1 protein-coding gene (cut by a window edge) is annotated in these 24,247 nt (G+C 63.9%); it reads right to left on the minus strand.

Annotation, left to right across the window (positions count from 1 at the left end; genetic code table 11):
• Positions 1-24,247, minus strand: partial view of an Ig-like domain-containing protein gene (locus CVS48_RS04550; RefSeq protein WP_100853438.1) — the 3' portion only. Its footprint extends 3,002 nt past the window's final position; 24,247 of the gene's 27,249 nt are visible here — the last part of the coding sequence; its start codon lies beyond the right edge, outside the window — the gene reads right to left on this strand; its stop codon occupies positions 1-3.

A 24,247-nucleotide genomic window follows, 5' to 3' on the forward strand; every position in this document is an offset into this window, starting at 1 on the left:
TTAGTCCAGCAGGTCCATCAAGGCAGCATCCTCCGCGTCGTGCTGCCGGGCCGCTTGCGCCAACTGCTGCGCGAACGATGCTCCCGCCAACCTGACCGGCTCGGCTGCCGCTGCCCGGGGCGTGGTGTCGGGTGAGGTTTCCGGACGCAAGGCGGCACCCGCCGAGCCACGTTGTTCACGCAGCTCGCCAGACAGGAAGTCGATCGTGACAAGCCGGTCGACCACTGCTCCAGACGCCGAGCGCTGCGTCAATCGGAGAGTCAGCGCTTCCACGCCTGCCGGACGATTGATCAAAAAGAGCCCTCGTCCATCCGCCCGCACCCAAGCCGGCAGTGGAGCACCGTTGGCCAGCGTGACGCTCATGCCGTCCGCGCCTGCCCCTGCGTTGATGATGATCAGCAACTGGTCGCCACGCCCCAGCAGATCCAGCTGCAATCCGCCACCCAGCGGCAAGGACGACAACACCGACTGACCGCCTTCCAGCCCGCCGCCCAAGGCGGACCCCAGCAGTTGGTGCAAGCCGCTGCGCGTCCCCATATCGCCGTTGCCGTTCAGCGGCGAAATATCGTTGACCGCTTGCAGGACCGCGCCAGAGGCCCCGAAGGAAGCCACATGATCAAGGCTGTCGACTCCATTGACCGCCCGCGACACCGCGCCATCCGGATGCAGCAGATCCGCGGTGCCGTTCAGTGAACCCAGGCCATTCACCGTTTGGATCAGCACCGAATCCGCCTCGCCTGCGCGAGCCAGACCGCCGTTGCCACTCGTGTCCAAGGCGCCGGCCCCCGGCAGCGGAACCCGACGAAGCTCCTCTTCCTCCGTAAACACAGGTGTCGAGTTGGACAGCCTGATCGTCGCTTCGGTTACACCGCCGTTGCCGTCGCCGACCGTGTAGCGCACGACCAGCTCGCCCACGAAGTTCGCCAACGGGGTGAAGACATAGCTGCCGTCGGCCCGTACCAACAACGTTCCCCGGCCCGGGATCACGATCGGCGTGCCGACGGGCGTGCTTCCGGCCACCCCGTCCACGCTGACCTCGATGACGCGCAAGGGGTCGCCTTCGGAATCCGACGCGCCGGCCAGCAAGCCCTGGTCAGCCGGCACGTCCACGCCGTCACCCAGCGGCAAGCTCACAGATCCTCCCGGCACGATCGGACTATCGTTCACGGCCGTCACATTCACCGTAACGGTCGCCGTCTCGGTGACGCCACCCGCAGTCACGGTGTAGGTGAAGTTCGTGGTGCCGTTGTAGTTGGCCGAAGGCGTGAAGTCCAAGGTGCCATCGGCACGCAGCGTCACCAGACCGTTGGCGACCGCGACCGGGGTTCCCGCCACCACGGCCGACCCATCAATGGCCGTAATGACGTGGGTGGCGTTCTCGAAGGTGTTGTTGGCCTGAACCGCGATATTGACCGTTGTATCTTCGTTGGTCGTCACCGTGTCGTGGTCGATGTCCACAATCGCCCCGACGGTCACGTTCACCACCGTTCGCACCGAGCCGCCGCTGCTATCGGTAATCGTGACCACGAAGCGGTCGTTGCCGTGGAAATCGCCGATGGCCGTGTAGACGTAGTCTCCCGTCGCGGCATTCAGCGTCACCACACCGTGGGCCGGCAAGGTGGTCATCGAGTACTGCACCGGTTCACCGTCCGAATCCAGCGCCTCCACGCGTCCGGCGACCGATGTGTCCTCCGTTGTCGGTACGCCGTACTCGCCCGTGGCGGGGTTCAACACCTGGCCGCCAATCCGGACATCCACCAAGATGGGTACGTCGTTGATCGAGGTGACGTTGACCGTGGCCGTCGCGGTCTCGGTGACGCCCCCCGAGGTCACGGTGTAGGTGAAGCTGGTTGAACCGTGATACTGCGAGGCCGGCAGGAAGTCCAGGGTGCCGTCGGCCTTCAGCGTGACCGAACCGTTGGCGACTGCCACGGGCGTGCCCACCACGATGGCGTTGCCGTCGATGGCCGAGATGATGCGCCCGGCGTTCTCGAAGCTGTCGTTGCCGAGCACCGCGATGTTGACCGTGGTGTCCTCGTTGGTCGTGATCGTGTCGTCGGCAACATCCGCCACGGCTGCCACGGTCACCGTCACGGTCGACAAGCTGATGTTGCCCATGCCGTCGTCGATGCTGATGATGAAGCTGTCGGTACCGTAGTAATCCGCCGTCGGTGTGTAGGTGTAGGCACCCGTCACCGGATCCACCGTGACCACACCGTGCGTGGCCGGAGCATCCACCCCATAAGCCAGCGTGTCACCGTCGCCATCGACCGCCGAGACCTGGCCATTGAAGGCCGTGTCTTCAACGGTGCTGACCGCGTAGTTGCCCGTGGCCGGATCAAACGTCTGACCGGGGACCGCGGGGTCCACCATCGTCGGCACATCCGCCACGGCGGTCACGGTGACCGTCACGGTCGCCGTCTCCACCGCGCCGCCAGACGTCACGGTGTAGGTGAAGCTGGTCGAACCGTTGTAGTTCGCGGCCGGGGCGAAGTCCAAGGTGCCGTCGGCCTTCAGCGTGACCGAACCGTTGGCGACCGCGACCGGCGTACCGACCACGACGGCGTTGCCGTCGATGGTCGTGATGCTGCGCCCGGCGTTCTCGAAGCTGTCGTTGCCGAGCACCGCGATGTTGACCGTCGTGTCTTCATTGGTCGTGATCGTGTCGCTGGTGATGTCCACCATGGCGGCCACCGTCACGGTCACCGTCGACAGGCTGATGTTGCCCGTGCCGTCGTCGATGCTGATGATGAAGCTGTCGGCACCGTAGTAGTCCGCCGTCGGCGTGTAGGTGTACGCGCCCGTTGCCGAGTCAACCGTGACCGTGCCATGGGTCGCCGGGGTGTTCACCCCATAAGTCAGGGTGTCACCGTCGCCATCCACCGCCGAGACCTGGCCATTGACGGCCATGTCTTCAACGGTGCTGACCGCATAGTTGCCGGTGGCCGGGTCAAAGGTCTGACCGGGAACAGCGGGATCTACCGTCATGGGTACGTCGGCGACTGCCGTCACGGTCACCGTGACGCTTGCCGACTCGGTGACGCCACCCGAGGTCACCGTGTACGTGAAGCTGGTCGAGCCGTTGTAGTCGGTAGCCGGGGCGAAGTCCAAGGTGCCGTCGGGTTTCAGGGTGACCGAGCCGTTGGCGACCGCGACCGGCGTACCCACCACCGCCGCAATGCCGTCGATGGCGGTGATGCTGCGTCCGGCGTTCTCGAAGCTGTCGTTGCCGAGCACCGCGATGTTGACCGTCGTGTCTTCGGTGGTCGTGATCGTGTCGCTGGCGACGTCCACCACCGCCGCAACCGTCACGCTCACCGTCGACTGCGTCACGTTGCCTTCGCCATCGTCAATGCTGATGATGAAGTTGTCGCTGCCGTTGTAGTCGGCCGTCGGTGTGTAGGTGTAGGCGCCAGTTGCTGCGTCGACCGTCACTGAGCCATGCGTCGGCACCGCGCCCACGCTGTAGGTCAGCGTGTCGCCATCGCCATCCACCGCCAAGACCTGGCCGCTTACCGCCGCGTCTTCAGTCGTGCTGACGGCGTAGTTGCCGGTGGCCGGATCGAAGGTTTGGCCAGGCACTGCCGGGTCTACCGGCATCGGCACATCCACCACGGCGGTGACCGTCACCGTAACGGTCGCCGTCTCGGTGGCGCCGCCAGACGTCACGGTATAGGTGAAACTGGTCGAGCCGTTGTAGTTCGCGGCCGGCGCGAAGTCCAAGGTGCCGTCGGCCTTCAGCGTGACCGAACCGTTGGCGACCGCGACCGGGATGTCCACCAAGATGGCATTGCCGTCGATGGCCGTGATGCTGCGTCCGGCGTTCTCGAAGCTGTCGTTGCCCACTACCGCGATGTTGACCGGGGTGTCTTCATTGGTCGTGACCGTGTCGTTGGCGATATCCACCACGGCGGCCACTGTCACCGTCACCGTCGACAAGCTGATGTTGCCCATGCCGTCGTCGATGCTGATGATGAAGCTGTCTGTACCGTAGTAGTCGGCCGTTGGCGTGTAGGTGTAGGCGCCCGTCACCGGATCCACCGTCACCATGCCGTGCGTTGCCGGGGTATCCACCCCATAAGTCAGCGGGTCTCCGTCGCCGTCGACCGCGGAGACCTGGCCGTTGAAGGCCCCGTCCTCGTTCAGGTTGATTGCGTAGTTGCCCGTGGCCGGATCAAAGGTTTGACCGGGAATCGCAGGGTCGACCGTCACTGGCACATCCGCCACCGCCGTCACGGTCACCGTAACCGTTGCCGTCTCCACCGCACCACCAGACGTCACGGTGTAGGTGAAGCTGGTCGGGCCGTTGAAGTCCGTTGTCGGCGTGAAGTCCAAGGAGCCGTCGGCTTTCAGCGTGACCGAGCCGTTGGCGACCGCGACCGGCGTACCGACCATGACTGCAATGCCGTCGATGGCCGTGATGCTGCGCCCGGCGTTCTCGAAGCTGTCGTTGCCGACCACGGCGAGGTTGACCGTCGTGTCCTCGTTGGTGGTGATCGCGTCGTTGTCGATGTCGACCACTGCCGCGACCGTGACGCTTACCGTCGACTGCGTCACGTTGCCTTCGCCGTCATCGATGCTGATGATGAAGCTGTCAGCACCGTAGTAGTCGGCCGTCGGCGTGTAGGTGTACGCGCCCGTTGCCGGGTCAACCGCCACCATGCCATGCAGCGCCGGGTTGCTTACGCCATAAGTCAGCGTGTCACCATCGCCATCCACAGCCGAGACCTGGCCAGTGAAGGCGCCGTCCTCGTTCAGACTGATTGCATAGTTGCCCGTGGCCGCGTCAAAGGTTTGACCGGGGACGGCAGGATCCACCGTCGTCGGTACGTCAGCCACCGCGGTGACAGTCACCGTGACCGTTGCCGTCTCGGTGGCGCCACCTGAGGTCACCGTATACGTGAAGCTTGTCGGACCGTTGAAGTCCGTGGTCGGTGTGAAGTCCAAGGTGCCATCGGCCTTCAAGGTGACCGAGCCGTTGGCAACCGCGACCGGCGTACCCACCAAGACAGCGTTGCCGTCGATGGCCGTGATGGCGCGTCCGGCGTTCTCGAAGCTGTCGTTGCCGACGACTGCGATATTGACCGTCGTGTCTTCATTGGTCGTGATCGCATCGTTGGCGATATCCACCACCGCCGCCACCGTCACACTGATCGTCGACAGGATGACGTTGCCCTCGCCGTCATCGATGCTGATGATGAAGCTGTCGGCACCGTAGTAGTCGGCCGTCGGGATGTAGGTGTACACACCCGTTGCCGAATCCACCGTCACCATGCCGTGCGTCGCGGGGTTGTTAACTCCATAAACCAGCGTATCGCCGTCGCCATCCACCGCCGAAACCTGTCCTGTGAAGGCCCCGTCTTCGTTCAGGCTGATCGCGTAGTTGCCGGTGGCCGGGTCAAAGACCTGACCCGGGACCGCCGGATCCATCGCTACCGGCGCATCAGCCACCGAGGTGACGGTGATGGTGACGGTTGCCGTCTCGGTGGCGCCACCTGACGTTACCGTGTACGTGAAGCTGGTCGAGCCGTTGTAGTTCGCAGCCGGGGCGAAGTCCAAGGTGCCGTCGGCCTTCAACGTCACAGAACCGTTGGCAACCGCGACCGGCGTACCGACCATGACTGCGTTGCCGTCGATGGCCGTGATGCTGCGACCGGCATTCTCGAAGCTGTCATTGCCGATCACCGCGATGTTGACCGTCGTGTCTTCATTGGTTGTGATCGTGTCGTCGGCAATATCCGCCACGGCGGCCACGGTCACCGTCACCGTCGACAAGCTGATGTTGCCCGTGCCGTCGTCGATGCTGATGATGAAGCTGTCGGCACCGTAGTAGTCGGCCGTCGGCGTGTACGTGTACGCGCCCGTTGCCGAATCAACCGCCACCATGCCATGCAGCGCCGGGGTGTTTACGCCAAAAGTCAGCGGGTCACCGTCACCATCAACCGCCGAGACCTCGCCAGTGAAGGCGCCGTCCTCATTCAGGCTGATTGCATAGTTGCCGGTAGCCGGGTCAAAGGTTTGACCGGGTACTGCCGGGTCGACCATCATCGGCACGTCAGCCACCGCGGTGACGGTCACCGTGACGCTTGCCGTCTCGGTGGCGCCACCTGAGGTCACCGTATACGTGAAGCTTGTCGGACCGTTGAAGTCCGTGGTCGGTGTGAAGTCCAAGGTGCCGTCGGCTTTCAGAGTGACCGAGCCGTTGGCGACCGCGACCGGCGTGCCCACCACGATGGCGTTGCCGTCGATCGCCGTGATGGCGCGTCCGGCGTTCTCGAAGGTGTCGTTGCTGACTACCGCGATATTGACCGTCGTGTCTTCATCGGTCGTGATCGTGTCGTTGGCGATATCCACCACCGCCGCCACCGTCACACTGATCGTCGACAGGATGACGTTGCCCTCGCCGTCATCGATGCTGATGATGAAGCTGTCGGCACCGTAGTAATCCGCCGTCGGGGTGTACGTGTAGGCGCCCGTTGCCGGGTCAACCGTCACCGCGCCGTGCGTCGCCGGGGTGTTCACCCCATACACCAGCGTGTCTCCATCGCCATCAACCGCCGAGACCTGGCCAGTGAAGGCGCCGTCCTCGTTCAGGCTGATTGCATAGTTGCCCGTGGCCGGGTCAAAGGTTTGACCGGGGACCGCAGGATCCACCGTCGTCGGTACATCGGCCACCGCCGTGACGGTGATCGTGACTGTTGCCGTCTCGGTGGCGCCACCTGACGTTACCGTGTACGTGAAACTGGTCGAACCGTTGTAGTTCAAGGCCGGCGCAAAGTCCAAGGTGCCGTCGGCCTTCAACGTCACAGAACCGTTGCTGACCAGGACCGGCGTCCCCACCACCACCGCGTTGCCATCAATGGCCGTGATGGCGCGACCCGCGTTCTCGAAGCTGTCGTTGCCGAGCACGGCGATGTTGACCGTGGTGTCCTCGGCGGTCATGACGGTGTCGTTGGCGATATCCACCACCGCCGCCACCGTCACCGTCACCGTCGACAAGCTGATGTTGCCCGTGCCGTCGGCGATGCTGATGATGAAGCTGTCGGGACCGTAGTAGTCCGCCGTCGGCGTGTAGATGTACGCGCCCGTTGCCGGGTCAACCGCCACCATGCCATGCAGCGCCGGGGTGCTTACGCCATAAGTCAGCGCGTCACCGTCTCCATCCACCGCCGAGACTCGGCCATTGACGGCCGTTTCCTCGCTAGTGCTCACCGCATAGTTGCCGGTGGCCGGGTCAAAGGTCTGGCCCGGTACTGCCGGGTCGACCATCATCGGCACATCCGCCACTGCCGTGACCGTCACCGTGACGGTTGCCGTCTCCAGCGCGCCACCCGAGGTCACGGTGTAGGTGAAGCTCGTCGGGCCGTTGAAGTCGGTTGCCGGGGTGAAATCCAAGGTGCCGTCGGCCTTCAACGTCACAGAACCGTTGGCGACCGCGACCGGTATGCCCACCAAGATGGCGTTGCCATCGACGGCCGTGATGGCGCGTCCGGCGTTCTCGAAGCTGTCGTTGCCGACCACCGCGATGTTGACCGGAGTGTCTTCATTGGTCGTGATGGTGTCGTTGAGGATGTCCACCACTGCCGCGACCGTGACGCTTACCGTCGACTGCGTTACGTTGCCTTCGCCGTCGTCGATGCTGATGATGAAGCTGTCGGCACCGTAGTAGTCGGCCGTCGGCGTGTAGGTGTAGGCGCCCGTTGCGGGATCAACCGTGACCATGCCGTGCGTGGCAGGGGTGTTCACCGAATACAGCAGCGTATCGCCATCACCATCCACCGCCGAAACCTGGCCGTTGAAGGCCCCATCCTCGTTCAGGCTGATCGCGTAGTTGCCCGTGGCCGGGTCGAAGACCTGGCCCGGGACTGCCGGATCGACCGTCACGGGTACATCCGCCACCGCAGTGACAGTCGCCGTGACGGTTGCCGTCTCCACGGCGCCACCAGACGTCACGGTGTAGGTGAAGCTGGTCGAGCCGTTGTAGTCGGTGATGGGCGTGAAGTCCAAGGTGCCATCGGCCTTCAGCGTGACCGAACCGTTGGCAACCACGACCGGCGTACCCACCACCATTGCAATGCCGTCGATAGCCGTGATGGCGCGACCCGCGTTCTCGAAGCTGTCGTTGCCGACCACCGCGATGTTGACCGTCGTGTCTTCGTTGGTGGTGATCGTGTCGTCCGTGACATCCACCACCGCCGCAACCGTGACACTCACCGTCGACAGGACGAAGTTGCCTGCGCCGTCACCGATGCTGATGATGAAGCTGTCGGCACCGTAGTAGTCGGCCGTCGGCGTGTAGGTGTACGCGCCCGTTGCCGGATCGACTGTCACCATGCCATGCGTGGCTGCCGAGGATACGCTGTAGGTCAGCGTATCGCCGTCGCCATCAACCGCCGAGACCTGGCCAGCGAAGGCTCCATCCTCGTTCAGGCTGATTGCGTAGTTGCCCGTGGCCGGATCAAAGACCTGGCCGGGGACCGCTGGATCCACCGCTATCGGCGCATCCGCCACCGCCGTGACCGTAACCGTGACGGTTGCCGTCTCCACCGCGCCGCCAGACGTCACGGTGTACGTGAAGCTGGTCGAGCCGTTGTAGTCCGTTGCCGGCGTGAAGTCCAAGGTGCCGTCGGCTTTCAGCGTGACCGAACCGTTGGCAACCGCGACCGGCGTTCCCACCACCACCGCCATGCCGTTGATGGCCGTGATCGTGCGACCCGCATTCTCGAAGCTGTCGTTGCCGACCACTGCGATGTTGACCGTCGTGTCCTCATTCGTCGTGATCGTGTCGTCGGTGATATCCACCACTGCCGCGACTGTGACGCTTACCGTCGACTGCGTCACGTTGCCTTCGCCATCGTCGATGCTGATGATGAAGCTGTCAGTACCGTAGTAATCCGCCGTCGGCGTGTAGGTGTACGCGCCCGTTGCCGGGTCCACCGTGACCATGCCGTGCGTGGCCGGAGCATCTACCCCATAAACAAGCGTGTCTCCATCGCCATCCACCGCCGAAACCTGGCCGTTGAAGGCCCCATCCTCGTTCAGGCCGATCGCGTAGTTGCCCGTGGCCGGGTCGAAGACCTGGCCCGGGACTGCCGGATCGACCGTCACGGGTACATCCGCCACCGCAGTGACAGTCGCCGTGACGGTTGCCGTCTCCACGGCGCCACCAGACGTCACGGTGTAGGTGAAGCTGGTCGGACCGTTGAAGTCGGTGATGGGCGTAAAGTCCAAGGTGCCATCGGCCTTCAGCGTGACCGAACCGTTGGCAACCACGACCGGCGTACCCACCACCACTGCAATGCCGTCGATAGCCGTGATGGCGCGACCCGCGTTCTCGAAGCTGTCGTTGCCGACCACCGCGATGTTGACCGTCGTGTCTTCATTCGTCGTGATCGTGTCGTTGACGATATCCACCACCGCCGCGACCGTGACGCTTACTGTCGACTGCGTCACGTTGCCTTCGCCGTCATCGATGCTGATGATGAAGCTGTCGCTGCCGTAGTAGTCGGCCGTCGGCGTGTAGGTGTACGCGCCCGTTGCCATATCCACCGTCACCATGCCGTGCATGGCTGCCGAAGATACGCTGTAGGTCAGCGTATCGCCGTCGCCATCAACCGCCGAGACCTGGCCATTGAAGACAGCGTCCTCGTTCAGGCTGATCGCGTAGTTGCCCGTGGCCGGGTCAAAGGTTTGGCCAGGCACTGCCGGGTCGACCGTCACTGGTACATCCGCCACCGCCGTCACGGTCACCGTGACCGATGCCGTCTCCACGGCCCCGCCAGACGTCACGGTGTAGGTGAAGCTGGTCGAACCGTTGTAGTCCGTTGCCGGCGTGAAATCCAAGGTGCCGTCGGCCTTCAAGGTGACCGAACCGTTGTTGACCAGGACCGGCGTTCCCACCACCACCGCGTTGCCGTCAATGGCAGTGATCGTGCGTCCGGCGTTCTCGAAGCTGTCGCTGCCGACCACGGCGATATTGACCGTCGTGTCCTCATTGGTCGTGACCGTGTCGTCGGTGATATCCACCACTGCCGCGACTGTGACGCTTACCGTCGACTGCGTCACGTTGCCCGCGCCGTCGTCGATGCTGATGATGAAGCTGTCACTGCCGTAGTAATCCGCCGTCGGTGTATACGTGTACGCGCCCGTTGTCGAGTCCACCGTGACCACGCCGTGCGTCGCGGGGGTGTTAACGCCGTAAACCAGCGTATCGCCGTCGCCATCAACCGCCGAGACTTGGCCAGTGAACGCTCCGTCCTCGTTCAGGCTGATTGCGTAGTTGCCGGTGGCAGGGTCAAAGGTTTGGCCAGGCACTGCCGGATCCACCGTCATCGGCGCATCCGCCACCGCGGTGACGGTGACCGTAACGGTTGCCGTCTCCATGGCCCCGCCAGATGTCACTGTGTACGTGAAGTTGGTCGAGCCGTTGTAGTTCGCAGCCGGGGCGAAGTCCAAGGTGCCGTCTGCCTTCAAGGTGACCGAACCGTTGCTGACCAGGACCGGCGTACCCACCACCACTGCAATGCCGTCGATAGCCGTGATGGCGCGACCCGCGTTCTCGAAGCTGTCGTTGCCGACCACCGCGATGTTGACCGTCGTGTCTTCATTCGTCGTGATCGTGTCGTTGACGATATCCACCACCGCCGCGACCGTGACGCTTACTGTCGACTGCGTCACGTTGCCTTCGCCGTCATCGATGCTGATGATGAAGCTGTCGCTGCCGTAGTAGTCGGCCGTCGGCGTGTAGGTGTACGCGCCCGTTGCCATATCCACCGTCACCATGCCGTGCATGGCTGCCGAAGATACGCTGTAGGTCAGCGTATCGCCGTCGCCATCAACCGCCGAGACCTGGCCATTGAAGACAGCGTCCTCGTTCAGGCTGATCGCGTAGTTGCCCGTGGCCGGGTCAAAGGTTTGGCCAGGCACTGCCGGGTCGACCGTCACTGGTACATCCGCCACCGCCGTCACGGTCACCGTGACCGATGCCGTCTCCACGGCCCCGCCAGACGTCACGGTGTAGGTGAAGCTGGTCGAACCGTTGTAGTCCGTTGCCGGCGTGAAATCCAAGGTGCCGTCGGCCTTCAAGGTGACCGAACCGTTGTTGACCAGGACCGGCGTGCCCACAACCACCGCGTTGCCGTCAATGGCAGTGACCGTGCGTCCGGCGTTCTCGAAGCTGTCGTTGCCGACCACGGCGATGTTGACGGTTGTGTCCTCATTGGTCGTGACCGTGTCGTCGGTGATATCCACCACTGCCGCGACTGTGACGCTTACCGTCGACTGCGTCACGTTGCCTTCGCCGTCGTCGATGCTGATGATGAAGCTGTCACTGCCGTAGTAATCCGCCGTCGGTGTGTACGTGTACGCGCCCGTTGCCGGGTCCACCGTCACCATGCCGTGCGTGGCAGGGGTGTTCACCGAATACAGCAGCGTATCGCCATCACCATCCACTGCCGAGACCTGGCCATTGAAGGCTCCATCCTCGTTCAGGCTGATTGCGTAGTTGCCCGTGGCCGGGTCAAAGACTTGGCCGGGGACCGCCGGGTCCACCGTCACTGGTACATCCGCCACCGCCGTCACGGTCACCGTGACGGTTGCCGTCTCCACCACGCCGCCAGACGTCACGGTGTACGTGAAGCTGGTCGAACCGTTGTAGTCGGTGGTTGGCGTGAAGTCCAACGTACCGTCGGCCTTCAACGTCACAGAACCGTTGTTGACCAGGACCGGCGTTCCCACCACCACCGCGTTGCCGTCAATGGCAGTGATCGTGCGTCCGGCGTTCTCGAAGCTGTCGTTGCCGACCACGACGATATTGACCGTCGTGTCCTCATTGGTCGTGACCGTGTCGTCGGTGATATCCACCACTGCCGCGACTGTGACGCTTACCGTCGACTGCGTCACGTTGCCTTCGCCATCGTCGATGCTGATGATGAAGCTATCGCTGCCGTAGTAGTCTGCCGTCGGCGTGTAGGTGTACGCGCCCGTTGCAGGGTCCACCGTGACCATGCCGTGCGTGGCCGGAGCATCCACCCCATAAACAAGCGTGTCTCCATCGCCATCCACCGCCGAAACCTGGCCGTTGAAGACCCCATCCTCGTTCAGGCTGATCGCGTAGTTGCCCGTGGCCGGGTCGAAGACCTGGCCCGGGACCGCCGGATCGACCGTCATCGGCGCATCCGCCACGGCAGTGACGGTGACCGTGACCGATGCCGTTTCCACCGCGCCACCAGACGTCACGGTGTAGGTGAAGCTGGTCGGACCGTTGAAGTCGGTGATGGGCGTGAAGTCCAAGGTGCCATCGGCCTTCAGCGTGACCGAACCGTTGGCAACTGCGACTGGCGTACCGACCATGACTGCATTACCGTCGATGGCCGTGATGGCGCGCCCGACGTTCTCGAAGCTGTCGTTGCCGACCACTGCGATGTTGACCGTCGTGTCCTCATTCGTCGTGATCGTGTCGTCGGTGATATCCACCACTGCCGCGACTGTGACGCTTACCGTCGACTGCGTCACGTTGCCTTCGCCATCGTCGATGCTGATGATGAAGCTGTCGGCACCGTAGTAGTCGGCCGTCGGCGTGTAGGTGTACGCGCCCGTTGCCAGGTCCACCGTCACCATGCCGTGCGTGGCAGCCGAGGATACGCTGTAGGTCAGCGTGTCTCCATCGCCATCAACAGCCGAAACCTGGCCAGTGAAGACAGCGTCCTCGTTCAGGCTGATCGCGTAGTTGCCCGTGGCCGGGTCAAAGACCTGGCCGGGGACCGCCGGATCCACCGCTATCGGCGCATCCGCCACCGCAGTGACGGTGACCGTGACGGTTGCCGTCTCCACGGCCCCGCCGGATGTCACGGTGTACGTGAAGCTGGTCGAACCGTTGTAGTCCGTTGCCGGCGCGAAGTCCAAGGTGCCGTCGGCCTTCAACGTCACAGAACCGTTGGCCACCAGGATCGGCGTTCCCACCACCACCGCCATGCCGTTGATGGCAGTGATCGTGCGACCCGCATTCTCGAAGCTGTCGTTGCCGAGCACGGCGATGTTGACCGTTGTGTCCTCATTGGTCGTGATCGTGTCGTCGGCAGTATCCGCCACGGCGGCCACGGTCACCGTCACCGTCGACAAGCTGATGTTGCCCGCACCGTCGTCGATGCTGATGATGAAGCTGTCAGTACCGTAGTAATCCGCCGTCGGTGTGTAGGTGTACGCGCCCGTTGCCGGATCCACCGTGACCACACCGTGCGTGGCCGGGGCATCTACCCCATAAACAAGCGTGTCTCCATCGCCATCCACCGCCGAAACCTGGCCATTGAAGGCCCCATCCTCGTTCAGGCTGATCGCGTAGTTGCCCGTGGCCGGGTCGAAGACCTGGCCCGGGACCGCCGGGTCGACCGTCATCGGCGCATCCGCCACGGCAGTGACGGTGACCGTGACCATTGCCGTCTCAACCACACCGCCAGAGGTCACGGTGTACGTGAAGCTGGTCGAGCCGTTGTAATTAGCAGCCGGGGCGAAGTCCAAGGTGCCGTCGGCCTTCAGCGTGACCGAGCCGTTGGCAACCAGGATCGGCGCACCCACCGCCACCGCCATGCCGTCAATGGCCGTGATGGCGCGCCCGACGTTCTCGAAGCTGTCGTTCCCGACTACGGCGATGTTCACCGTCGTATCTTCATTCGTCGTGATCGTGTCGTCGGTGATATCCACCACTGCCGCAACCGTGACGCTCACCATCGACTGCGTCACGTTGCCTTCGCCATCGTCGATGCTGATGATGAAGCTGTCGCTGCCGTAGTAGTCCGCCGTGGGCGTGTAGGTGTAGGTACCCGTCGCCGGATCGACTGTCACCATGCCGTGCGTGGCAGCCGAGAATACGCCGTAGGTCAGCGTGTCGCCGTCGCCATCAACAGCCGAAACCTGGCCATTGAAGACAGCGTCTTCGTTCAGACTGACCGCGTAGTTGCCCGTGGCCGGGTCAAAGACCTGGCCGGGGACCGCTGGATCCACCGTCATCGGCGTATCCGCCACCGCGGTGACGGTCACCGTGACCGATGCCGTCTCCACGGCCCCGCCGGATGTCACGGTGTAGGTGAAGCTGGTCGAACCGTTGTAGTCCGCTGCCGGCGTGAAATCCAAGGTGCCATCGGCCTTCAACGTGACCGAACCGTTGGCAACCACGACCGGCGTTCCCACCACCACCGACATGCCGTCGATGGCCGTGATACTGCGTCCGGCGTTCTCGAAGCTGTCGTTGCCGACCACCGCGATGTTGACCGGAGTGTCTTCAGCAGTCGTGATCGTGTCGTCGGCAATATCCGCCACGGCGGCCACGGTCACCGTCACCGTCGACAAGCTGATGTTGCCCGCGCCGTCGTCGATGCTGATGATGAAGCTGTCACTGCCGTAGTAATCCGCCGTCGGTGTGTACGTGTACGCGCCCGTTGCCGGGTCCACCGTGACCATGCCGTGCGTGGCCGGAGCATCCACCCCATAAACAAGCGTGTCTCCATCGCCATCAACCGCCGAGACCTGACCATTGAACACAGCGTCTTCGTTCAAGCTGATTGCATAGTTGCCCGTGGCCGGGTCGAAGACCTGGCCCGGGACTGCCGGGTCGACCGTCATCGGCGCATCCGCCACCGCCGTCACGGTCACCGTGACCGATGCCGTCTCCACCGCGCCGCCAGAGGTCACGGTGTACGTGAAGCTGGTCGAGCCGTTGTAGTTCAAGGTCGGCGCGAAGTCCAAGGTGCCGTCGGCTTTCAACGTCACAGAACCGTTGGCGACCGCGATCGGCGTGCCCACCACCACCGCAACGCCGTCAATGGCCGTGATCGTGCGTCCGGCGTTCTCGAAGCTGTCGTTGCCGACCACCGCGATATTGACCGTTGTGTCTTCATTGGTCGTGATCGTGTCGTTGACGATATCCACCACCGCCGCCACCGTGACACTTACCGTCGACTGCGTCACGTTGCCTTCGCCGTCATCGATGCTGATGATGAAGCTATCGCTGCCGTAGTAGTCGGAAGTCGGCGTATAGGTGTACGCGCCCGTTGCCGAATCCACCGTCACCATGCCGTGCGTGGCTGCCGAGGATACGCTGTAGGTCAGCGTGTCGCCGTCACCATCCACCGCCGAGACCTGGCCATTGAAGGCCATGTCCTCGTTGGTGCTGACCGCATAGTTGCCGGTGGCCGGATCATAGGTTTGACCAGGCACTGCCGGATCCACCGTCATCGGCGCATCGGCCACCGCCGAGACCGTCACCGTGACGGTTGCCGTCTCAACCGCGCCGCCCGAAGTGACCGTGTAGGTGAAACTGGTTGATCCGTTGTAGTTGAGCGTCGGCGCGAAGTCCAAAGTACCGTCGGCCTTCAAGGTCACAGAACCGTTGCTGACCAGGACTGGCACCCCGACCGTAGCCGCAATTCCGTCGATAGCGGTGACGCTGCGTCCGGCGTTCTCGAAGCTGTCGTTGCCGAGCACCGCGATGTTGACCGTCGTGTCTTCATTCGTCGTGATCGTGTCGTCGGTGATATCCACCACGGCCGCGACCGTGACACTCACCGTCGACTGCGTCACGTTGCCTTCGCCGTCATCGATGCTGATGATGAAGCTGTCGCTGCCGTAGTAGTCGGCCGTGGGCGTGTAGGTGTAGGCGCCCGTTGCGGGATCAAGCGTAACCATGCCGTGCGTGGCCGGGGTGTTCACCGAATACAGCAGCGTGTCGCCGTCGCCATCCACCGCCGAGACCTGGCCATTGAAGACCATGTCCTCGTTGGTACTGACCGCATAGTTGCCGGTGGCCGGGTCGAAGACCTGGCCCGGGACTGCCGGATCCACCGTCATCGGCGCATCGGCCACTGCCGTGACGGTGACCGTGACCGTTGCCGTCTCAACCGCACCGCCAGATGTCACGGTGTAGGTGAAGCTGGTCGAGCCGTTGTAGTTGGCTGTCGGCGCAAAGTCCAAGGTGCCGTCGGCCTTCAGCGTGACCGAGCCGTTGGCAACCGCGACCGGCGTACCGACCAAGACAGCGTTGCCGTCGATGGCCGTGATGCTGCGTCCGGCGTTCTCGAAGCTGTCGTTGGCGACCACGGCGATGTTGACCGTCGTGTCTTCATTGGTCGTGATGGTGTCGTCGGTGATATCCACCACCGCCGCGACAGTCACATTGACCGTGGCGAGGATGATATTGCCTGCACCGTCGTCGATGCTGATAACAAAGCTGTCGGCACCGTAGTAGTCGGCCGTCGGCGTGTAGGTGTAGGCACCCGTCGCCGGATCAACCGTGACCATGCCGTGCGCTGCCGGGGCATCCACCCCATAAACAAGCGTGTCTCCATCGCCATCAACCGCCGAAACCTGGCCGTTGAAGACAGCGTCCTCGTTCAGGCTGATCGCGTAGTTGCCTGTGGCCGGGTCGAAGACCTGGCCCGGGACTGCCGGGTCAACCGTCATCGGCGCATCCGCCACCGCCGTCACGGTCACCGTGACCGTTGCCGTCTCCACCGCTCCGCCAGAGGTCACGGTGTACGTGAAGCTGGTCGAGCCGTTGTAGTTCGCAGCCGGAGCGAAGTCCAAGGTGCCGTCTGCCTTCAGCGTGACCGAGCCATTGGCAACCAGGATCGGCGCACCCACCACCACTGCAATGCCGTCGATGGCGGTGATAGTGCGTCCGGCGTTCTCGAAGCTGTCGTTGCCGACGACTGCGATGTTGACCGTCGTGTCTTCATTCGTCGTGATCGTGTCGTCGGTGATATCCACCACCGCCGCGACCGTGACACTCACCGTCGACAGGACGAAGTTGCCTGCGCCGTCACCGATGCTGATGATGAAGCTGTCGCTGCCGTAGTAGTCCGCCGTGGGCGTGTAGGTGTACGCGCCCGTTGCCGGGTCCACCGTGACCATGCCGTGCGTGGCCGGAGTATCCACCCCATAAGTCAGGGTGTCGCCGTCGCCATCAACCGCCGAGACCTGGCCGTTGAAGACAGCGTCCTCGTTCAAACTGACTGCGTAGTTGCCCGTGGCCGGGTCAAAGACCTGGCCGGGGACCGCTGGATCCACCGCTATCGGCGCATCCGCCACCGCAGTGACGGTGACCGTGACGGTTGCCGTCTCCACCGCGCCGCCAGACGTCACGGTGTACGTGAAGCTGGTCGAGCCGTTGTAGTCCGTTGCCGGCGTGAAGTCCAAGGTGCCGTCGGCTTTCAGCGTGACCGAACCGTTCGCGACCAAGACCGGCGTGCCCACCACCACCGCCATCCCGTCAATGGCCGTGATGCTGCGTCCGGCGTTCTCGAAGCTGTCGTTGCCGACCACGGCGATATTGACCGTTGTGTCCTCATTGGTCGTGATCGTGTCGTCGGCAATATCCGCCACGGCGGCCACGGTCACCGTCACCGTCGACAAGCTGGTGTTGCCCGCGCCGTCGTCGATGCTGATGATGAAGCTGTCAGTACCGTAGTAATCCGCCGTCGGCGTGTAGGTGTACGCGCCCGTTGCCGGGTCCACCGTGACCATGCCGTGCGTGGCCGGAGCATCTACCCCATAAACAAGCGTGTCTCCATCGCCATCCACCGCCGAAACCTGGCCGTTGAAGGCCCCATCCTCGTTCAGGCTGATCGCGTAGTTGCCCGTGGCCGGGTCGAAGACCTGGCCCGGGACTGCCGGATCGACCGTCATCGGCGCATCCGCCACGGCAGTGACGGTGACCGTGACCGTTGCCGTCTCAACCACACCGCCAGAGGTCACGGTGTACGTGAAGCTGGTCGAGCCGTTGTAATTAGCTGCCGGGGCGAAGTCCAAAGTGCCGTCGGCCTTCAGCGTGACCGAGCCGTTGGCAACCAGGATCGGCGCACCCACCGCCACCGCCATGCCGTCAATGGCCGTGATGGCGCGACCCGCATTCTCGAAGCTGTCGTTGCCGACTACTGCGATGTTGACCGTCGTGTCTTCATTGGTCGTGATCGTGTCGTCGGTGATATCCACCACCGTCGCCACCGTGACACTCACCGTCGACAGGATGACGTTGCCTGCGCCGTCACCGATGCTGATGATGAAGCTGTCGCTGCCGTAGTAGTCGGCAGTCGGCGTGTAGGTGTAGGCGCCCGTTGCGGGGTCCACCGTGACCATGCCGTGCGTGGCCGGCGTATCCACCCCATAAGTCAGGGTGTCGCCGTCGCCATCAACCGCCGAGACCTGACCGTTGAAGACAGCGTCCTCATTCAAACTGACTGCGTAGTTGCCCGTGGCCGGATCAAAGGTTTGGCCAGGCACTGCCGGGTCCACCGTCATCGGCGCATCAGCCAATGCCGTCACGGTCACCGTGACCGTTGCTGTCTCCACGGCGCCGCCAGATGTCACGGTGTACGTGAAGCTGGTCGAACCGTTGTAGTCCGTTGCCGGCGTGAAGTCCAAGGTGCCGTCGGCTTTCAAGGTGACCGAACCGTTGGCAACCGCGACCGGCGTTCCCACCACCACCGCCATGCCGTCGATGGCCGTGATCGTGCGACCCGCATTCTCGAAGCTGTCGTTGCCGACCACAGCGATATTGACCGGGGTGTCCTCGTCCGTCGCGATCGTGTCGTTGACGATATCCACCACTGCAGAGACCGTGACGCTTACCGTCGACTGCGTCACGTTGCCTTCGCCGTCGTCGATGCTGACGATGAAGCTGTCGCTGCCGTAGAAATCCGCCGTCGGCGTGTAGGTGTACGCGCCCGTTGCCGGGTCCACCGTGACCATGCCATGCGTTGCCGGCGTATCCACCCCATAAGTCAGAGTGTCGCCATCGCCATCCACCGCCGAGACCTGGCCAGTGAACGCCCCGTCTTCGTTCAGGCTGATTGCGTAGTTGCCTGTGGCCGGGTCGAAGACCTGGCCCGGGACTGCCGGGTCAACCGTCATCGGCGCGTCCGCCACCGCAGTGACGGTCACCGTGACCGCTGCCGTCTCAACCGCACCCCCAGAGGTCACGGTGTACGTAAAGCTGGTCGAACCGTTGTAGTTCAAGGCCGGCGTGAAGTCCAAGGTGCCATTGGCTTTCAGCGTGACCGAGCCGTTGGCAACCAGGACCGGCGTATCGACCACCACCGCAATGCCGTCGATGGCGGTGATCGTGCGTCCGGCGTTCTCGAAGCTGTCGTTGCCGACAACGGCGATATTGACCGTGGTGTCCTCATCCGTCGTGACCGTGTCGTCGGCGATATCCACCACCGCCGCCACCGTCACAGTGACCGTCGACAGGATTACATTGCCCGCGCCATCATCGATGCTGATGACGAAGCTGTCGCTGCCGTAGTAGTCCGCCGTCGGCGTGTACGTGTAGGCACCCGTTGCCGAATCCACCGTGACCGAACCGTGCGTCGCGGGGGTGTCAACGTCATAAACCAGCGTGTCGCCATCGCCATCAACCGCCGAGACCTGACCAGCGAATGCCCCGTCTTCGTTCAGGCTGATCGCATAGTTGCCGGTCGCCGGATCGAAGGTCTGTCCGGGCACCGCCGGGTCCACGATCATCGGCGCATCCGCCACCGCCGTCACGGTCACCGAGACGGTTGCCGTCTCCACCGTACCGGCCGACGTCACGGTGTACGTGAAACTGGCCAACCCGTTGTAGTTGGGCGTTGGTGTGAAGTCCAGGGTACCGTCGGCTTTCAGGGTGACGGTCCCATTGGCGACCCCGACCGGCGTGTCCACCACGACCGCAATGCCGTCGATGGCCGTAATCGCATACCCGGCGTCATCGAAGTTATCGTTGCCGCTCACCGCGATATTGACCGTGGTGTCTTCATTGGTCGTGATGGTGTCGTTGGCGATGTCCGCCACCGCCGCCACGGTCAGGTTGACGGTGGAGGTCACCGTGCCGCTGAAGCCGTCCGACACCGTTACCACGAAGCTGTCGCTGCCGTTGTAGTCCGCGGCGGGGGTGTACGTGTACATGCCCGTCGTGGCATCGATCACCACCGCGCCATGCAGCGGTTGCGTCGTCACCGCGTAGGTCAGCGTGTCGTTGTCGGCGTCGGTGGCCGTGACCTGGCCATTGAAGGCGGTGTCCTCGGTGGCGCTGACGGCATAGTTGCCGGTGACCGGGTCAAAGGTTTGTCCCGCCACCGCTGGGTCGGCGGGCACGGGCGGGCGGTTGCCCGGGGTGACTTGCACCGTGGACACGGCCGACGCCGACGTCGCGCCTCCGGTGTCCGTCACAACGAAGCCAAACAGGCGCGCGCCGGCGGTAGCCGACAACAGCGTGTTGCCGTAGGTGGCGCCGCGCACCAGCGTGTCCAGCACGGTGTGGGCGATTACCCCCCCGCCGCTGCGCGTGATCACGAAGCCGCCCGCCACGGTGTAGTTGATCAGCAAGTCCACGCTGTCGACGGTCACCGTTTGGGTAGCGGTGGCATCCAGGGCAAAGCCGGCTCCGCCCAGCGTCAGGATTTCGTTGGCGCCATCCTGCACGCCGGAAACGGAGATCGCCAATTGTTGAATGTCGGTGTCGCCAATGTCCGAGACGTCGGCGGCGGCCGCCGCCGTGTTCACGGCGGCACCGGCACCGATCTGGCTCGTGCTGTAGGTGATCAAGCCATCCGCCGCGCCCACCGTGGAATTCAAGTCGATGGCGGGGTTGTTGAGGCCGTCGCGCCAATTGAAATCGCGCGTCAGCGGCACGGCGTTGCTGCCGTTGATAGCGGTATCCAGGTCGGTGTCGCCCAGGTTGAAGCTGACGACGGTGGTCGCCAGGCCCGATCCGCTGGTGACGACGTTGCCGTCGTGCACGACGTAGCCATCATTGGGCGTGCCGTGTTCAAAGATATCCAGCAAGCCGTCCTCATCCGTGTCGGTGGTGCTGGTGATCGAGGTGGGCTGACCATCGCCACGTTCGGCCACGTCGGCCACGCCGTCGTTATCGCTATCGGTATCCCGATAGTCCGGCAGGCCATCGCCGTCGGTGTTCACCGGCGTCAGGCCCAGGCTGGCCGCCGCCGTGGTCCGGTTGACGCTGACGGTATCCGCGTCATAGCGATCGTCCAGGCCGTCCTGGTCCACGTCCACGATGGACACGCCTTGGCCGCTGGGCGGCTTGTACGCCGCCGTGGTCTGCGCTTCAACATTGTCGGTGATGCCGTCATCGTCGCTGTCCAGATCCAGGCGATCGACAATGCCATCGGTGTCGGTACTGTTGCCTTCGTTGATATCCAGGATGCCGTCGTTGTCGTCGTCAATATCGGCCACGTTGGCCACGCCATCGCTATCGGTATCGAGGGGCGTGATGGTGGTGACCGCCACGTTGGACGCGGTGGGCGCGGCAACCGAGGTGGCCTGCACCGAGATCGTGCGCGCGGTGGTCGAGCCGGACGTGGTGGTGAATGTGACCAGGCCCAGCGCGGTCTGGTAATTGGCCAGCGTGGTGCTGCCGCTTAACGTCAGCACGCCCGTGCCGCTGTTGTAGCTGGCCGTGATGCCGGCCACGGCGCCACCCAAGGCCAGGGTGTCGGCCGCGGTTGCGCCCGACAAGGTGATTGTCATCGAGGACAGGTTGTTGTTCTCGGGATCCGTGACCGACACCAGGTTACCGATGGCCACGGCGGTTTGATCGTAGGTCGCGCTATGGTTGGCGCCCACGGTCGCGCCGTTCAGATCCACGCGCGGCGCATCCTGCACCTGCGTCACGGTGACCGTGACGTTGGCGGTCTCGGTCAGCCCGCCCGAGGTCACCGTATACGTGAACACCACGTTGCCGGACGCAGCGGTTCCCGGGTAATCGGCGGCCGGCGTGAAGGTCAGCGTGCCGTCGACGTTCAACACCACCGAGCCGTTGGTGACGGCAACGGCCGCTCCGCCCGCTGTGATGGCCGTGCCATTGATGGCCGAGATGACGCGGCCGCTGTTCTCGAAGGTATCGTTGGCCAGCACATTGATCACCACCGCCGTGTCTTCGGCCGTGGTGATGGTGTTCGCCACGATGTCGACAACGGCGCTGATCGTCAGACCGACCGAACCCGTGGTGCTGGAGAAGGCGGTTGCACCGCCGTTGACGCTGGCGTCGGCCGTGGCGCCATTTGTGCCGCTGCTCTGGTCCCAGGCGCGGATTGTCAGCGAGGCCGTGCCGTTGTAATCCGCGTTGGGGCGGAAGTACACGCGCGAATTGCCGCTGTTGGCAAGCAACAAGGCGCTGGTGTCGGACACCGCGCTCATCTGCGTCCAGTTCGTGCCGTTGTTGATCGAATACCACCAGGTGCCATTGGTGCTGTCGGCGCCCACAATGGCGACGCCCGTCAGCGCGCCGCTGTCCTCATCGGACGTCGAGCCGATAAAGTTATTGACCGAGGTACCGACCGCGCCGGTGGGCACGGGCGCGGGCACGCTGGCGTTCAAGTCTTCATTGATGGTCGACAGATTGCGGGTGGCAACGTTGAGCACCGGCGCGTCATTGATGTCCGTGACGAAGACGACTACGGAGTCACTGGCGCTAGAAAAGGCATTAGAGGTGCCGATATTGACCTTGGTGCCCGCCGTGCCGGAACTCTGGTCCCAGCCGCGCAACGACATTTCGATGGTCGCATCCCCCGTGAAACCGGGATCCGGCACGTAGTAAATGCGCGCGTTCGGATCGTCGGGCAACAGCAGGGCGTTGCTGGTCGACACCGCTCCCATCGCGGTCCAGGTGGCGCCGCCATCCAGCGTGTACCACCAATCGCCGTGCGTGCCCGTAATGCTGATGATCGCAACGCCCTTGAGCGCGCCCGCATCCGCATCGGTCAAGCCGCCCGTGAAGTGGGATACCAGCACCCCCACGGCGCCAGTCGGCGCAGGCGCGTCTTCCTGGCCGGTGTAGAGCAGGTCCAGCGAGGTATCCAGCACTGGCGCCGTGTTGGCGCGCATCAGGATGGTGTCTGTCGTGCCCGAGTATGCCGTCGAACCGCCATTCACCGTGGCGTCGCCCGTTCCGCCATTGGTGCCGCTGGTCTGGTCCCAGGCGCGGATGGTCAGCGCGTCCGCCACGTTGCCCACCACGCCGGTATTGGGTCGGAAGTACAGGCGCGTCACGCCATCGGCCGCCAGCAGGCGCGCCGTGGCCTCGGTCAGCGTTGTCACCTGCGTCCAGTTGGCGCCGTTGTTCAACGAGTAGTAAAGCGTGCCGGAGCTGTTGATGGCCGTGACGGCAACACCCTTGACGGCGCCAGTGTCGACATCCGTGATGCCGCCCACCAGATCCGATACCAGCATACCCACCTGATTGCTCGGCGCCCCGTTGGTCGGCATGACCCCGACGACCGTCAAGCTGGTATCCGTCAATACCGGCGCGTCATTGACCGGCGTGATGGCAAGCGACAGATCGCCGCTGGACATACCGCCCGGGGTGGTGACGGTGTAGCGCACCAAGGGCACCAGGCCGTCGTAGTTGGCGGCCGGCGCGAAGGTGTAAGAGCCGTCCGCGTTCAGCGTCAGGATGCCGGTGGGGGTGCCATTGCGCAGCAACGTGGTGGCCGCGCCAACGGAGATCGCCGTGTCCGGCGTACCGTCGGCGTTGCTGTCGTAGCTGGCGGCGGTAATACTGCCATCGCGGTTGAAGGTGTCGTTAGCCAGCAGGCCTGCCGCCGCCGATACCGACAGCGGCGTGTCTTCCACGGCGGTGGCGGCATCCGCCAGCGCCACCGGCGGCGCCACGCCGACGAAGTTGTCGCGCCAGTCTAGATCGGCGCTCAGGACCTGGGCATTGCTGCCGTTGGCCAACATATCGCCGTCGCTATCGCTCAGGGTAAAGCCGGTGACCGTGGTGCTCAGGCCGCTGCCGCTGGTGATGACGTTGCCGTCTTGCGCGACAAAGCCGTCGTTGACGGTGCCGTGTTCAAAGATGTCCAGCAGACCGTCCTGGTCGGTATCGGTGGTGCTGGTGATTGACGTAGGTTGGCCATCGCCGCGTTCGGCGACGTCCGCCGTGCCGTCGTTGTCGCTGTCGGTGTCGTAGACGTCGGTGGTGCCATCGGCGTCGGAATCCACCGGCGTCAGGCCCAGGCTGGCTGCCGCCGTGGTCCGGTTGACGCTGATGGTGTCGGCGTCATAGCGGTCGTCCAGGCCGTCGTCATCGGCATCCACCATGGCCATGCCCTGGCCACTGGGCGGCTTGTAGCCGGCCGTGCTTTGCGCTTCAACGTTGTCGGTGATGCCGTCGTTGTCGCTGTCCAGGTCGAGGCGATCAACCAGGCCGTCGCCATCGCGGTCCTGCGCGGCGGTTAGCGAACTGACCTTGTAG

This window comes from Achromobacter spanius (genome assembly GCF_002812705.1).
Taxonomy (GTDB): domain Bacteria; phylum Pseudomonadota; class Gammaproteobacteria; order Burkholderiales; family Burkholderiaceae_B; genus Achromobacter; species Achromobacter spanius.